At 69.6% G+C, this 13,779-nt stretch carries 15 protein-coding genes and 1 pseudogene; 6 read left to right on the top strand and 10 right to left on the bottom strand.

Annotated elements, in window-relative coordinates; genetic code table 11:
* Window positions 1–9: 9 nt before the first annotated feature.
* Together ACFPLC_RS08615 and ACFPLC_RS08610 are read right to left on the bottom strand one after the other, a co-directional pair.
* Window positions 10–639, bottom strand: coding sequence for a transglycosylase SLT domain-containing protein (locus ACFPLC_RS08615; protein ID WP_378235763.1), 630 nt, complete (start codon window positions 637–639; stop codon window positions 10–12).
* A gap of 213 nt (window positions 640–852) precedes the next feature.
* On the bottom strand, window positions 853–1,812 hold the full coding sequence (locus ACFPLC_RS08610) for a sporulation protein (protein ID WP_378208165.1): 960 nt from the start codon (window positions 1,810–1,812) through the stop codon (window positions 853–855).
* Window positions 1,813–2,157: 345 nt separating this feature from the next.
* Between ACFPLC_RS08610 and ACFPLC_RS08605 the strand changes: the two genes are divergently transcribed.
* The 3 genes from ACFPLC_RS08605 to ACFPLC_RS08595 all read left to right on the top strand — a co-directional run bounded on the left by ACFPLC_RS08605 (window position 2,158) and on the right by ACFPLC_RS08595 (window position 4,568).
* Entirely contained in the window at window positions 2,158–3,105 is a 948-nt protein-coding gene (locus ACFPLC_RS08605) for a cation diffusion facilitator family transporter (RefSeq protein ID WP_378208162.1), read from the top strand.
* Between the two features lie 131 nt (window positions 3,106–3,236).
* Window positions 3,237–3,509, top strand: coding sequence for a GlsB/YeaQ/YmgE family stress response membrane protein (locus tag ACFPLC_RS08600; protein WP_378208159.1), 273 nt, complete (start codon window positions 3,237–3,239; stop codon window positions 3,507–3,509).
* Window positions 3,510–3,704: 195 nt separating this feature from the next.
* Window positions 3,705–4,568 (top strand): IS5 family transposase, encoded by an 864-nt coding sequence (locus ACFPLC_RS08595; RefSeq protein ID WP_378235762.1) that lies wholly within the window; start codon window positions 3,705–3,707, stop codon window positions 4,566–4,568.
* Between the two features lie 163 nt (window positions 4,569–4,731).
* Here the strand turns inward: ACFPLC_RS08595 and ACFPLC_RS08590 are convergent.
* Window positions 4,732–5,770 (bottom strand): annotated as a pseudogene (locus ACFPLC_RS08590) (cation diffusion facilitator family transporter).
* A 106-nt stretch (window positions 5,771–5,876) separates the two neighbouring features.
* Here ACFPLC_RS08590 and ACFPLC_RS08585 point away from each other — a divergent pair.
* Window positions 5,877–6,266, top strand: coding sequence for an ArsR/SmtB family transcription factor (locus ACFPLC_RS08585; protein ID WP_378205427.1), 390 nt, complete (start codon window positions 5,877–5,879; stop codon window positions 6,264–6,266).
* Between the two features lie 3 nt (window positions 6,267–6,269).
* On the opposite strand, the gene ACFPLC_RS08580 is transcribed toward ACFPLC_RS08585, so the two are convergent.
* Genes ACFPLC_RS08580 through ACFPLC_RS08570 form a run of 3 tightly spaced genes read right to left on the bottom strand, consistent with a single transcriptional unit; the run spans window position 6,270 to window position 8,787 of the window.
* Complete coding sequence (locus tag ACFPLC_RS08580; RefSeq protein WP_378205430.1) at window positions 6,270–6,440, bottom strand: hypothetical protein; 171 nt, start codon at window positions 6,438–6,440, stop codon at window positions 6,270–6,272.
* A gap of 17 nt (window positions 6,441–6,457) precedes the next feature.
* The gene (locus ACFPLC_RS08575; RefSeq protein ID WP_378205433.1) at window positions 6,458–7,468 is read right to left on the bottom strand and encodes a hemolysin family protein; all 1,011 of its coding nucleotides are present in this window, start codon (window positions 7,466–7,468) and stop codon (window positions 6,458–6,460) included.
* Window positions 7,465–8,787 (bottom strand): hemolysin family protein, encoded by a 1,323-nt coding sequence (locus ACFPLC_RS08570; RefSeq protein WP_378205435.1) that lies wholly within the window; start codon window positions 8,785–8,787, stop codon window positions 7,465–7,467. Before ACFPLC_RS08570 ends, ACFPLC_RS08575 begins: the two co-directional genes overlap by 4 nt.
* 265 nt (window positions 8,788–9,052) lie before the next feature.
* Between ACFPLC_RS08570 and ACFPLC_RS08565 the strand changes: the two genes are divergently transcribed.
* Complete coding sequence (locus tag ACFPLC_RS08565; RefSeq protein WP_378205438.1) at window positions 9,053–10,261, top strand: MFS transporter; 1,209 nt, start codon at window positions 9,053–9,055, stop codon at window positions 10,259–10,261.
* Here the strand turns inward: ACFPLC_RS08565 and ACFPLC_RS08560 are convergent.
* Together ACFPLC_RS08560 and ACFPLC_RS08555 are read right to left on the bottom strand one after the other, a co-directional pair.
* Window positions 10,222–10,653 carry a chromate resistance protein ChrB domain-containing protein gene (locus tag ACFPLC_RS08560; RefSeq protein WP_378205440.1) on the bottom strand — a complete coding sequence of 144 codons (432 nt, stop codon included), beginning with the start codon at window positions 10,651–10,653 and terminating at the stop codon, window positions 10,222–10,224. The genes ACFPLC_RS08565 and ACFPLC_RS08560 overlap by 40 nt on opposite strands.
* Window positions 10,650–11,141 (bottom strand): Chromate resistance protein ChrB, encoded by a 492-nt coding sequence (locus tag ACFPLC_RS08555; RefSeq protein WP_378205443.1) that lies wholly within the window; start codon window positions 11,139–11,141, stop codon window positions 10,650–10,652. The genes ACFPLC_RS08560 and ACFPLC_RS08555 overlap by 4 nt, the downstream gene beginning before the upstream one ends.
* 84 nt (window positions 11,142–11,225) lie before the next feature.
* On the opposite strand from ACFPLC_RS08555, the gene ACFPLC_RS08550 reads away from it, so the two are divergent.
* The gene (locus ACFPLC_RS08550) at window positions 11,226–12,266 is read left to right on the top strand and encodes a YncE family protein (protein WP_378205446.1); all 1,041 of its coding nucleotides are present in this window, start codon (window positions 11,226–11,228) and stop codon (window positions 12,264–12,266) included.
* Window positions 12,267–12,290: 24 nt separating this feature from the next.
* Here ACFPLC_RS08550 and ACFPLC_RS08545 read toward each other — a convergent pair whose 3' ends face one another.
* A complete protein-coding gene (locus ACFPLC_RS08545; RefSeq protein ID WP_378205448.1) occupies window positions 12,291–13,277 on the bottom strand; it encodes a DUF1259 domain-containing protein in 987 nt (328 codons plus the stop codon).
* 42 nt (window positions 13,278–13,319) lie between these two features.
* Window positions 13,320–13,652 carry a PepSY domain-containing protein gene (locus ACFPLC_RS08540; protein WP_378205451.1) on the bottom strand — a complete coding sequence of 111 codons (333 nt, stop codon included), beginning with the start codon at window positions 13,650–13,652 and terminating at the stop codon, window positions 13,320–13,322.
* Window positions 13,653–13,779 lie beyond the last annotated feature (127 nt).

Here is a 13,779-nt window from a genome sequence, read left to right as displayed (position 1 = left end):
ATCGAGCAGTCACGGGTGGCCCAGCGCCGCGTCAGCCTTGGCCCAGTTGCCGCGCAGGGTGTCCAGATAGGACTGTGCCTGGGTTCCGGGTCGGGTGCCGCGGGCGAACGCTTTCATGTTGCCCGGGCCGGCGTTGTAGCCGAGGGCGAGCAGTTCCTCGGTGCCGAGGTCGCTCGACCGCTTCGCCGGGAGCTGGGCGGCGAGGTCGTGGAGATACCAGGCCGCAGCCTGGATCGCCAGGTCCGGGTCATCCGGGAGTTCCTGCCACGAGCGGGCGGTGAACCCACGTCTTCGCTTGGTCTGATCGAACGTGGCCCGATGCATGTTCGCGACCCCGAAAGCAGCGTCCGGCTTGAGTTTCTGCCATTCACGCTCCAGCTCGGGGTCGTGCGGCTTGTACGACTCGTTGTAGAGGATCGCCATCAGCAGCCTCGGCGACACTCCCGCTTCCGCGGCACGTGCCCGGACCTGCGCGGCGAACCGAGCAGGGTCTTGACTCTGGTTTCCGGCGGGCGTCGAGACCGGCGCGCTGGCCCTCGGGGCCGTCGTCGGGGTTGCGGCCGGCCCTCCCGCGTCGGTTCCGCACCCGGCGAGCACGAGCACCACCACACCGAGAGCGATCCATGCCGCGCGATGCATCCGTCCTCCCCATCCATCCTCGTCGTCTCCACCATGGCAGAGATCGACCGTCGCCGCGTCGCCGGCGGTTCCGCCCGGCCTCGCGATCCCTTTGTCGTCGGAGAACACGATGCGGGTGCGGGGGTCGGCGCTGTCGATGTTCGCGCCGTCCCGCCGCACGACAGACGGGTGAGACCAGGTTCCGGTCTCACCCCGTCCGGTGGTTCCGGCTGGTCAGCCTTCGTCCCCGCCGTCTTCGTCGTCGCCATCGAGCATCTCGCCCAGCAGCATGCCGCCCACGACACCGCCGGCGACCCCGGCCACCACGGCCCCCATACCGGGCCCGCGCCGTTCACGCTGCCCGTACCCGTGGTCCCCATAACCGGGCTGGCCATAGCCCGGGTGGCCATAGCCGGAGTGCACCATCTGGGCCTGCCGGGTCTCCACGACCTGGGCGAGCCAGTCGTGGATGCGGGCGGCCCAGTCCTGTTCCGTCGATTCCTCGTGCCCGGCCTGGAACCGTCCCTGGCCGCCGGCGCCGAACGCGCTTATGTGCCGGTCGGCGTCCAGCAGCACCGTCACGTCGGCGGGAGTGGTGACCAGCGTCAGGGTGACCACCTGGACCCGGCCGGCGAACTGGCTCGGGGAGTAGAAGTCGAGCTGCTGGAAGAACGGCAGTTCCTGCCGCACGCCGTAGGCCTGCCCCTGCTGTACCGTGGCGGACTTGAAGGTGAAGCCGAGCTGTCCGAAGCCCTCCAGCACGGCATCCTGCGAGGGCAGCGGTTCGACGATCACCGGGTCCAGGTCGCCCTTGTCGACCGCTTTGGCGATCGACACCTCGGTCCGCAGCCCCAGTTCCATGCCGGGCAGACGCTGTCCGGACACCTCGGTCACCGGCGCCTCCCAGGGGAGCGGGATGGTGAAGGGGATGGTGCGCTGTTCCTTCGCGGTCAACCGGGTCGCGCCCGCGACGACGACCCGGTGGAACTCCGTCTGCGACCGGCCGCCCCGGCCGTTGTGGACCTGAGTGGCCAGCGACAGCGCGATGTGCTCGATCTCGGCATCGGCCTCACCGCCGGCCAGCCGTACCTCCCCGATCAGAGAAGCACCAGGCCGGCATCGCGGGTCGGTCAGCACCGCGTCGACCGAGACGCCGCCGACGCCGATCTTCTGCAGCATCTTCTTGAACACCATCCGAGGTTCTTCTCCTATGAGTTGTAACTGCTTGACTACCGAACGTGGCCACGTGTGGACACGGAAAGGCCGGTGAGCCGCTGGCTGCGGCACATCACCGAAGAAGCCGGGTATAGGTGCCGATCATCACCCGCAGGGCCGGAGCGGCGGGCAGGTCAAGATCGTCGTCCACGTCCATGGCAACGCAGCTGTGGGGCGCATGGTTCCGGACAAAATACCCAAAGTTCTCACGGCCTGGACACCGCTGGTCGCACCGTGTCGCCGGGCTCGTGGGCGCGGACCAGGAGGCCGGCACCTGAGCGGCGTGCCGGCGCGGCGCTGCCGTGGCGTCATTAGGGTTCACCGGTGGCTACTGAAGGAAGCACCCGGGCGGTTATCACCGCGCTGCTCGCCAATCTGGGCATTGCCGTGACCAAGTTCATTGCATTTCTGCTGACCGCGTCGTCATCGATGCTTGCGGAGTCCGTGCATTCGCTGGCCGACACCAGCAATCAGGCGTTGCTGCTGCTGGGCGGCAAACGCGCGAAGCGGGCAGCGACCCCGGAGCATCCGTTCGGCTACGGACGCGAGCGTTACGTGTATGGGTTCATCGTCTCGATCGTGCTGTTCACCCTCGGTGGCCTGTTCGCTCTCTACGAGGCGTGGCACAAGTGGGCCGATCCTCATCCGATCGAGACCTGGCAGTGGGTCCCGATCGCGGTCCTGCTGGTCGCCATGACCATGGAGGGCTACGCGCTGCGCACCGCCATGCGCGAGTCCAGCCGGCTCCGCGGGCAACGGTCCTGGGCGTGGTTCATCCGCACCGCGAAAGCCCCGGAACTGCCGGTCATCCTGCTCGAGGATATGGGCGCGCTGCTCGGTCTCGTGTTCGCGCTGCTCGGTGTCTCGATGACGCTGATCACCGGTGAGGGTCGCTGGGACGCCGCCGGGACCGCGATGATCGGCCTGCTGCTCGTCGCGATCGCCGCTGTCCTCGCCGTGGAGATGAAGTCCTTGCTCATCGGCGAAAGCGCGAGCCGCGAACACCGCACCGCGATTGAAACCGCGCTGCCCGGCGACGGGGTGGATTCCGTCATCCACCTGCGGACCATGCACCTGGGGCCCGAGGAGCTGCTCGTCGCCGCCAAGATCGCGGTACCTGCGGCGGCCACCGGCGCGGACGTCGCTGACGCCATCGACGCCGCCGAACGTCGTGTCCGGGCAGCGGTGCCGATCGCCCGCGTCATCTACCTCGAACCCGACCTCCGGCGCCCAGGTGGCCTCCCCGCGAACGGGCCGGCCGTCGAGCGGTGAACGATGCCTCGGTGACGGAGGCTGAGCAGGGAGAGCATCGAGTTGCCGTTCACTGATCACTGCCATTCAGCGTCCGCGCACGGTTCTCCGTATCGTAAGCCTGTCCGCACGATCGACCACAAGGGGAAGCTATGCTCTGGACCATCCTGGGTTGGATTTTGTTCGGCCTGATCGCCGGTTTCATCGCGCGAGCCCTGGTGCCGGGCAAGGACGACATCGGCCTGCTGCGGACGATCGTGCTGGGTGTCGTCGGCTCGGTCGTGGGCGGTCTTCTGTTCGGTCTGCTCACCGTGGGCATCCGTGGCTTCCAGCCGGCCGGGTGGATCGGATCGATCATCGGTGCGGTCATTGTGCTGGTCATCTACAACAAGGTGACCGGTCGCAAGACCCGCCCGCGCGCCTGACCGCCGAGCGCTCCGGGCGACGGCTCAGTGGAGCGCCTGTTCATCTGATTCGCTGGTCATACTACGAAAGTCGGTATCGCTTGTTCAGCCGGTGCTAAGAGCCTGTTTTTGATGCCGTCTGTGGGTATGGGTCGGGCCTCTGCTAATGATCTTGACACCACATCATGATCACGACCAGCAGAGGCCCGGTCTTCTTTGTACCCTGCCGCCGGTAAGGCCACGTCAGCGGGCTGTCGTCCGCGTCGCTACCCCTCCGACACCAGCGATGCCGAGTGGGCGCTGCTGGAGTCGCTGCTGCCCACGCCCGCGTGCGAGACCGCGGCAGGTGGCCGTCCGGAGAAACATCCCCGCCGCGCGATCGTCGACGCCTTGCGTTATGTCACCGACAACGGCATCAAATGGCGGGCGTTGCCGCCGGACTTCCCGCCGTGGCAGACGGTGCATGGGTTCTTCACCCGCTGGTCCAAGGCCGGGGTGTTCGAGCGGATCCGGGACCGGCTGCGGGAGAGGATCCGGGTGAAAGCGGGACGCAATCCCGCCCCGAGCGCGGCGGTGATCGACTCCCAGTCGGTCAAGGCCGCCGAGACCGTCGCCCGCGCCGGCCGGGGTTATGACGGCGGGAAGAAGATCGACGGCCGCAAACGCCACATCGCCACCGACACCCAAGGATTGCTGCTGGTCGTGCTGGTCACCGCGGCCAACCTGCAAGACCGCACTGCCGCCCGGTTGCTGCTGCCCGCGCTGCACGCCGCCCACCGCGGCGTGCGATGGGTGTGGGCCGACGGCGGCTACACCAGCGCCGACCTCGTCGACTGGGCCAGGAAAACCCTGCGGATGACACTCGACATCGTCAAGAAAATCGTCGGTCAGAAAACCTTCGTCATCCTGCCCCGGCGCTGGGTGGTCGAACGCACCTTTTCCTGGATCACCCAAGCCCGCCGCAACGTCCGCGACTACGAACGCCTGCCCGAGCACTCCGCAGCCTTCATCAACCTCTCCATGATCACTATCATGACCAGGCGCCTGACCCGCCAGAAACAGCGGGCCAGGACCACCTAACCAAGATCCAAGACAGGCTCTAAGAGCACTAACGGCCAGGTAGCCTGTGAGCGCTGGGAAATCGAGGTCCTGGCAAGGGAAATGGGACAGCGGTCCGCCGTCGCCGTTCGAAACGTTCTGGGACGGGCGTTGCCGGGTTCGGCCCGGCGGACCGTCTCACCCGTCAGTCGGCGGCGGGTTCGGTATGGATAGCTGCGGTGGTGAGCCGCGGCACCGCGTGCAGCAGCCGGTCTTCGACCTCGTCGGTGAGCTGGTGGGCCTGCGTCACAGTTAGGTCCCCCTCCACCTGGACCGCGAGCTCCGCGCGCAGTGCGTGCCCGATCCAGCGCATCCGCAGATCGGTCACGTCGCGGACGCCCGGGGATTGCCCGGGCGGTTTGCTCGGCCAGGTCGACGGTGGCCGGGTCGACGGCGTCCATGAGGTGCCGGAAGACCTCCTTGGCCGCGTCGCGAAGGACGAACAGGATTGCGACGGTGATGACCAGGCCGATGATCGGGTCCGCGGCCGGGAAACCGAGCCCGACGCCGATGGCGCCGAGAACGACGGCGAGCGAGGTGAACCCGTCGGTCCGGGCGTGCAGACCGTCCGCCACGAGCGCGGCCGAGCCGATCTGGCGGCCCACCGTGATCCGGTAGCGCGCGACCAGTTCGTTGCCGGCGAAGCCGACCACGCCGGCCGCCGCGACCACCCACAGGTGCTGGATCGGCTGCGGGTTGATCAGCCGCAGCACGGCTTCGTACCCGGCGAGCGCCGCGGAAGCCGCGATGAGCAGCACGACCGCCACTCCGGCGAGGTCCTCGGCACGGCCGAGGCCGTAGGTGTAGCGGCGGGTGGCGGCCCGGCGGCCGAGCAGGAACGCGATCCCGAGCGGGAGCGCGGTGAGCGCGTCGGCGAAGTTGTGGATTGTGTCGCCCAGCAACGCGACCGACCCGGTGACCAGCACCAGAGCCAGCTGGACCACCGCGGTGACGAACAACGCGGCGAACGACCAGGTCAGCGCCCTGATGCCGCGCTTGCTCGTCTCGAGAGCGGTGTCGACCCGGTCGGCGCTGTCGTGGCTGTGGGGCGTGACCAGGTGGCGCAGCTGGTGCCACAGCGTGCTCAGCCTGCTGTGCTCGTCATGGCCGTGGCCGTGACCGTGACCGTGACCGTGGCCGTGCGCGTGTCCGTGTCCACGGTGGTCGTGGGCCTGCTCCGCCATGGCGTGACTCCAGCTTCCTTCGACATTCCCCACTACCTACGTTAGCAGCATATATGCGTACACATGCAGGTACGTAGACAGTCGGGTAAGCAGGTAGGCTGGCGGGATGCACGACGCGCTGCCGGACTTCGACATGCCCACCGAAGAGCAGGTCCACCTCGCCGCCGAATCCTTCCGGCTGCTCGCGGACCCGACGCGCATCAAGGTGCTGTGGGCTCTGCTGCAGGGCGAGTCGTCGGTGGCGTGCCTGGCGGAGCTGGCCGGCGCGGCACCGACGGCGGTCAGCCAGCACCTGGCCAAACTGAGGCTGGCCGGGTTGGTCAAGGGCCGCCGTGAGGGCACCTTCGTCTACTACTCGGCCGCGGACGACCACGTCCGCGGCCTGCTCGCGCAGGCACTGCACCACGCCGACCACGTCGACCGCGGCATCGCGGAAGGACAAGCCGGCGACCACGCCCAGGCGCACCGGCCGCGCTCGCGGAAAGTCACCCGGTAGACCTCAGACCCGGATCAGCTGTTCATTCTCCCGCTCCTGCGGCCTCCGCCGGAGCGGACGGCTCGTCCCACCCGCGGCCGCGGCCAGCAGGAGCAACCCCAGCCAGCCGGCGACCGGCGTCACCCCGCTCGTGATGCCGACAACGCAGAGCACGGCCCACACGACACCCCTCATGAAAACGAGGCTACGGGTCACCTGGGCCTGCCCGCGCCTGGCAGCACCCGTTCGAGAAGGTCCTGCATGGTCACCAGCCCGGTCACCCGGCCGTCGTCCCGGACCAGGGCGAAGTGGCCGCGCTTCTCCCGCATCGCGCTCAGCGCGCTGTAGACCGGGGTTTCGGCGGTGAGGAACAGCGCCGGGCGGATGACCTCGGTCACCGGCGTGCTCGCGGGCCGGGCGAGGGTGTCGCGCACGTGGACCACGCCGACGGCGTCGGTGCCGTCCCACACGACCAGGCGCAGGTGCCCGCTGTCGCGCGCCGTTGCCTGGACCCGCTCGACGTCGGCGTCCGCCGGAACACCGACGACCTCGGCGATCGGCCGGGCCACCTCGCGCAAGGTCTGCGTGTGGAGTTCGAGCGCCGTCGCGAGGTGGCCCTGGCGGCCGGGGTCGAGGGCGCCGGCCTCGGCGGAGTGGTCCACCAGCTGGCGGAGGTCTTCGGGGGTGCGGCCGGTGGCCATCTCGTCGACCGGTTCGACGCCGACCTTGCGCAGGCACCAGTTCGCCATGTTGTTGAGCACAACCAGCGCGGGCCGGGTCAGCCACAGGAAGCCGCGCATGGGCAGGGCGAGCAGGGTCGCCGAACGTTCCGGGTGCGCGATCGCCCACGACTTCGGCGCCATCTCGCCGACGACGAGATGCACGAACGTCACCACGGCCAGCGCCAGGACGAACGCGAGCACGTCCGCGGTGCCCAGCGGCAAGCCCCAGCCGTGCAGCAGCGGCGTCAACAGGTTGTGGACGGTGGGCTTCGCGATCGCGCCCAGCGCGAGGGTGCACAGCGTGATCCCGAGCTGGGACCCGGCGAGCAGCAGAGAGAGCTCGCGGGTGCTCTTGACCGCGGCTCGCGCTGCCGCGCTGGTGGCTTCGGCTTCTTCGAGCCGGTAGCGGCGGGCTGCGACGAGGGCGAACTCGATGGCGACGAAGAACGCGCTGAGCCCGACGATGCCGAGGGAGATGACGAGAGCGGACGTGACGCTCATGCGGTGACCTCGCGGACGATCCGGACGGTGGCGGGCACGTGCCGCTCGACCTCGGTCACCGTCACCACCAGCCGGTCACCGTCCGGTATGGACACCGTGAGTGCGTCGCCGCGGTCGGGCAGCCGGCCGAGCCCGGTGATGACCAGCCCGGCGATCGTCTCGTAGTCCCCGCGCGGCAGGTCCAGCTCCAGCAGGCGCTCCACCTCGTCGATGTGCAGCTCGCCCGGCACGGTCCAGCTGCCGTCGGCCGACGGGTGCGGTTCCTCGGCCACGACCAGGTCGTGCTCGTCGCCGATCTCGCCGATCAGTTCTTCCCCGATGTCCTCGACGGTGACCACCCCAGCGAGGCCACCGTATTCGTCGACAACGCACGCCAGCTGCTCATCAGCCTCGCGCAACTGCGACAGCACCACCGGCAGCGGCAGCGAAGCGGGCACGAGCACGGCGGGCTTGGCGAGGTCGGCCGCGGTCTTCTCCTGCCGCTGCTGCTCGTCGAGCCGCAGGACATCCCGCAGGTCGATCACACCGAGGACGTCGTCGACGTCCTGACCGACGACGGGGTAGCGGCTGTGCCCGGTCGCCATCCTGGCGATGACGTCGTTCAGCGGCAGGTCGCCGGCCACGGTGGCGACCCGGGGACGCGGGATCATGGCGTGCTCGGCGTTCCGGTCGTGCAGGTCGAGGGCACGGTCCAGCAGCGTCGACAGCTCGCCGGGAAGGTGCCCGGTCTCGCGCGATTCGGCGACGATGTGCTCGAGGTCGCGGGCGGTGGCGGCGTGTTCGACGTCGTGCACCGGCTCGATCCGCAGCCACCGCAGCAGGACGTTGGACGCCTTGTCGAACAGCGTGATCAGCCAGCCCAGCGCGCGCAGGTAGATCCGCGTCGACAGGGCGAGGCGGCGGGCCAGCGGTTCGGGCCGGGCGATGGCGAGGTTCTTCGGGAACAGCTCGCCGAACACCATCTGCACGATCGTGGAGAACCCCAGTGCGATCACCGTGCCGACGGCTAGGCCGATGGCCGGGGCCAGGCCGATCCCGGACAGGAGATCCCCGATGCCGCCGCCGATGAGCGGCTCGGCGACGTAGCCGACGAGCAGGCCGGTGACGGTGATGCCGAGCTGGGCGCCGGACAGCATGAAGGAGGTGCGGCGGGTGATGTCGAGGGCTCGTTTCGCGCCGGCGTCCCCGGCCGCCGCGCCGGCCTGGAGCCGGGACCGATCGACGGCCATGTAGGCGAATTCCTGGGCGACGAAGTAGCCGGTCGCGGCGGTGAGGGCGAGCACGACGGCCACGCCGAGCAGGATGTTGAGCACCGTCATCGCCGGTTCACCGCCCTCGGTCGTGCGTGCGTCGGACGGGCGTGACCGGCGGGGCCGGTATCTCGGGACGGGTCCATGATCCTCTCGTCGGCTCGGGGTGGTCCGTTATGCCGGGAACGCCCCGGAGCGGTCGCGAGTTCCCAGGCGGCTGCGACGGCCATATTAAAACGCTCTGACGATTCTCGAAAATCGGCGCTTTAATCAACCGGGTTCGGATTGCTAAGCTTTGTCCGGAAGGCGTCCGGCAACTGTGGGGGAGTTCGGCGTGCGTGCTTTCGCTGTGGTGAAAGGGAATCCGTCGTTCCGTCGGTTCTGGCTCGGCATGCTGATCTCGCGCACTGGTGACGTCGTCACCGTGGTCGCGATCTCCTGGCTGGTGCTGGACATCGCGGGTCCCGCGGAACTGGGCCTGGTCGTGCTGTGCCAGGGGCTGCCCCGGGTCGTGGCCGGGCCCGTCGCCGGGCGCCTGCTCGACCAAGTGCCGCCGCGATTGTTGCTCGGGTGGGACAACGCAGTCCGCGGTGTCCTCATCGGACTCGTTCCGGTGCTGTGGTCGCTAGGCGGACTCAGCGTCGCGGTCCTTTGTGCCCTTTCGGCCTGTGCTGCCGTGAGTTCGACCCTGACGGAGGTCGCCGAGAGCGCTGTCGTACCCCGCCTGGTCTCGGAGTCCGAACTGGACGCTGCGAACACAGCGCTCGCCACCAACTGGGAAGCAGCCGCAGTGCTCGGCCCGCCGATGGCCGGCGGGCTCGTCGCGGTGGCCACGGCTCCGCTCGCGCTCGTCGTCGACGCGGCGAGCTTCTTCGTGATGAGCGCGCTGTGTTTCACGTTGCCGACCATCGAGCCGGCACCCGCAGACGGCACGCGTCCCGGGTTCGGAGCCATCCTGCGGCTGCCGGTCGTGCTCTGGACTTCGGTGGCGACGTGCGGGTTCCTCTTCCTCGGCGGGATGACCGAGGTCCTGTACCCGGTGCTGAGCAGGGAGGTCCTGCACACCGGTCCGATCGGCTACGGGCTGTTGATGGGCGCAGCAGGCGCCGGCGGCCTGGCCGGCGTGGTCCTCGGCATGCCGCTCGTGACCCGGCTGCGGCCGAAATGGCGCATCCCGGCTGTCGTGCTGGCCGGCACGGTGCCGTTCGCGTTGCTGACCATCGCCGGCGCACTCGTCCCGGCAGTCGTGCTGGTCGCCGTGGCGGGTGCGTGCTGGGCACCGTACTTCGCGGTCGAACGCACCCTGGTGCAGCGCCTCACGCCGGACGCGGTTCGCGGCAGCGTCATGGGCGCCCGGGCGGCGATCTCGTTGCTCGGGTTCCCGGCCGGCAGCGCGGTGGCGGGAAGGTTGAGCGCGGGACTCGGCCCGATCCCCGTGGTGGCGATCGCGACGGCGGGGTACGTGCTGGTGGCCGCCACCGTGTTCACTGCGATGCAGCGCGGTCAGGCGGGTTCGCGGCCGAGGAGTCCGGCGCGGTGGTAGTACTCGTAGAGCCCATCGAAGATCGGCTTGGTGACGGTGAGGGTGTGTTCGTCGTCGCCGATCATGGAGAGGCCGCGGAGGATGACGTCGAGGCCGGGGGCTTCGGGGGCGTCGTAGCGTTCGTCGTCGATGTCGGCTTCGTGGATGATTTCGGCGATGCGCCACAGGATGGGGTCGGTGAGGTCGTGGCGGCGGAGGATGGTTTCGAAGCTGCAGTCGCCGCCGTGGTGGCCGAGTTCGACGCCGCGCATGTCGAACGGGGTGGCATCGGCGGGCACGTCGGCGGGGTCGGTGACGAACACGAATTCGGCGTCCGCGTCGAGGGTGCGGCGGATCAGCCAGGCGCAGGCGGCGCGGTCGATGTGGATGTCGGCGCGGGTGGCCCACTTCATGCGGTCTCCTCGGTGACGTGGTCGGGGTGCAGCGCGGCGACGGCGCGCTCGGCCGCGGCGCGTTGCGGCGGTGGGAAGTAGTCGCGGCGGTGGATGCGGCGGAGTTCGGCGCGCAGCTTGCGCATGATCCGAAGCCGTTCCGGTTCGGCTGCTGTCGTGGCCTGTTCGGCTTCGGTGAGCACCGCGGTGTACTCCGCGGTGCGGGCTTCGGCCATCGCCTGGACGACCTCGCGTTCCGGTCCGACGGCGGCCGGGTGGGCGAGCCAGACCATGGCGGAGCCGCCGGCGTCGAGGATCTCGTCGGCGATCCAGTCCAGGTGCTCGCGGGTGCGGGCGTCGGCCGGGAGGGCGACCAGGCCGTCGCCGAGCTGGGCGACGCCGAGACGCTTGAGCTTGCGCCAGACGGCGATCCGCGGAGTCGACGGTTCCCGGGGTATCCGGTAGGACAGCAGCACCCACTCACCGGGCTCGGACGGTCTGCCCCTCACGAGCAGCACCTCCGAGCAGCACATCCGTACGCCACCTGCGCACTGTAACCTCGGTTGCTTCGAGCTGGCAGGAAGGCGGGGTCGATGAGCCTGTCCACGCGGTCGCGCTGGCTGTTGGCGGCGGCGGGTGCAGCCATGGTGGCGCTGGTTGTGGCGCTGCTGGTGACCACGCGCGGCGATACCGGCCGGCCATCAACGGGTAGGCTGCCGTTGCGGTCGGTCGGCGAGGTGACGCTGCCGGGGAATGCCTCGCGGTTCGACTACGCGAGCCTCGACCCCGAGCGCGGCCTGCTCTTCGTTGCCCACCTCGGCGCCGGTGAGGTCATCGAGGTCGACGTGCGTGCGCACCGCGTGGTGCGCACGATCACGGACGTAGCTCAGGCTCATGGCGTGCTGGTGGTTCCCGCGCTGCACCGGGTGTTCGCGACCGCGACCGGGGCGAACCAGCTGGTCGCGCTGGACGAGGACACCGGAGCGGTGGTCAGCCGGGCACCGACGGGTGAGTACCCGGATGGTCTGGCCTACGAGCCGCGACGCGGCGCGATCTGGACGACCAACGAGTCCGGCGGGTCCGAGACGGTGATCGACGCCGCCACCGGGGCCGTTCGCGGCACCGTGACGCTCGGTGGCGAGGTCGGGAACGTCGCCTACGACCCGGTGAGCGACCGAATGCTGGTGGATGTCCAGGGGCGCAACGACCTCGCCGTGATCGACCCGGCGAGCCTCGCCGTGGAGCGGCGGGTGCCGTTGCCGGGGTGCGACCATGACCACGGTCTCGCTTTGTCTCCGGCCGACCGGTTGGCGTTCGTGGCGTGCGACGGCAACGCGACCCTGCTGACCGTGGACTTGAACTTCGGGCAGGTGACCGGGACCGACCGGGTCGGCGACGACCCGGACGTGCTGGCCTACGACCAGGCCGCGCATCGGCTGTACGTCGCGGCGGAGAGCGGCCCGGTGACCGTGCTGGACCTGCGCGACCGGCGGTTGAGCGTGGCCGGGTCAGATCACCTGGCCGACGGCGCGCACGTGGTCGCGGTGGACCCGGCCACGCACCACAGCTTCTACCCCGTGCCGGCCGGCGCGGACGGCCGTCCCGCACTTCTCGAGCAAGAGCCTGTCGGGTAGCACGGGATCGACCGTCCACCGTGGTCAGCCGGCGGGGTGCAGGTTGGTGGCGTCCAGCGCCGGGCGGAGTGCCTTGGCGAGGGTGACGCCGTCGTCAACGGCCCAGAAGTGCATGTAGAACAGCCGGGGCTGCTCGGTGAAGCTGTGGTTGTGCACCTCGACCAGGTCGATGCCGCCCTTGCGCAAGGCTTGGATGACTTTCTGCACCTCGGGGGCGGTCATCACGAAGTCGCCGTTGATCGCGGCCCGGCCGCCGCCGACGGGCTGGAAGTTGATGCCGGTGGTGACACCGAACGTGGGCGGCAGGACGTGCCCGTCGTCGGTGATGGTTTCGGCGCGGGCGATGGTGAACTTGTAGATCCCGCCATCGGCGGTTCCCTTGCGGCCCAACGCCTTGTCGATGCCGGCGGTGTCCAGGTCGATCGGTGGCTGTTGCCCCGGCGGTGTGGCGGCCGGCGGGATCGAGGTCGCGTCCAACGCGGCTTTGATGCCTTGTGCGAGCGCGGCGGGGTTGCCGCTCATGGCGTGGATGTGGGTCCACCAGACCGGCGGGTCCTGCTGGAGCAGGTGCTTGTGCAGTGCGGTCTGCTCGATCCCGTGCGCCTGCAGGGCATCGGTGACCTTGGGCAGCTCGGCCTCGGTGACGACCAGATCACCCATGAGCATGACGCCGTCGTGGTACTTGGCGAAAGCCGCGTAGCCACCGAGGGACAAGCCGGGTTTGATCGCGACGCCGTTGGAGGTGATGTGCAGATCGCCGCGGGGCAGCGGAATCCGGTAGACGGTGTTGCCGTCGCCGAACTTCCCGGTCCGGGCCAGGGCGTCGGTGACGGGTTTCCAGTCCGCCTCGGTGGTGGGGATCGGCTGGTGGTGCCCGTGGCCGGCAGCACTGTCGGCGTCGCCGCCGGGGGCGGCTGCCGTGGTGGCGGCCGTGGGACTGCCGCAGGCGGCGAGCACGACCAGCAGCAGCGTGGTCAGCGGCACGGCCGCGCGTGCGGGGGTGAATCGCATGTCCTTGCTCTCCTCGGGTGTGCGGTGGGCTGCCGGGCGGGGTCAGCCGTCATCGCCGTCGGTGTCGCGGTCCTGGCCGGGGGCCTGCGTGCCCAGGACGTGGAAGGCCTGGTCGAGGTGGACCTCGACCGCGCTGCCGTCGGATTTGGTGACGGTGACGCCGTAAGCCGCGGCGCCCTCGTCGGTTTCGGCCTCGACCGCGCCGGCCTTCCCGCCGGGTACGGCCTGCACTGCGGCGGCGCGGGCCTGGTCGGCGGGCGTGCCGGTGACCTCGTCGCCGTCGCCTCCGACGGCGGAGGCGATGCCGATCGCCCCGCCGGACAGCACGAGGACGCCCGCGGCGACCCCGATCCCGATCTTCGTCTTGTGGTTCACGACTCTCTCCTGCTCAACTAGCGTGTAACCGTGGTTGCACGGTTATGGGTAGTGGGTGGAGATGAAGCCGCGATGAAGACGCCGCGGTGTTCACCCGCCAGTCGTGCGACCGTGCCCGTGACGGGTG

The organism is Amycolatopsis plumensis, assembly GCF_042652605.1.
Classification (GTDB): Bacteria; Actinomycetota; Actinomycetes; order Mycobacteriales; family Pseudonocardiaceae; genus Amycolatopsis; species Amycolatopsis plumensis.
The sequence above is the reverse complement of the archived record's forward strand: the minus strand, read 5'-3'. Positions and strand labels throughout refer to the sequence as shown.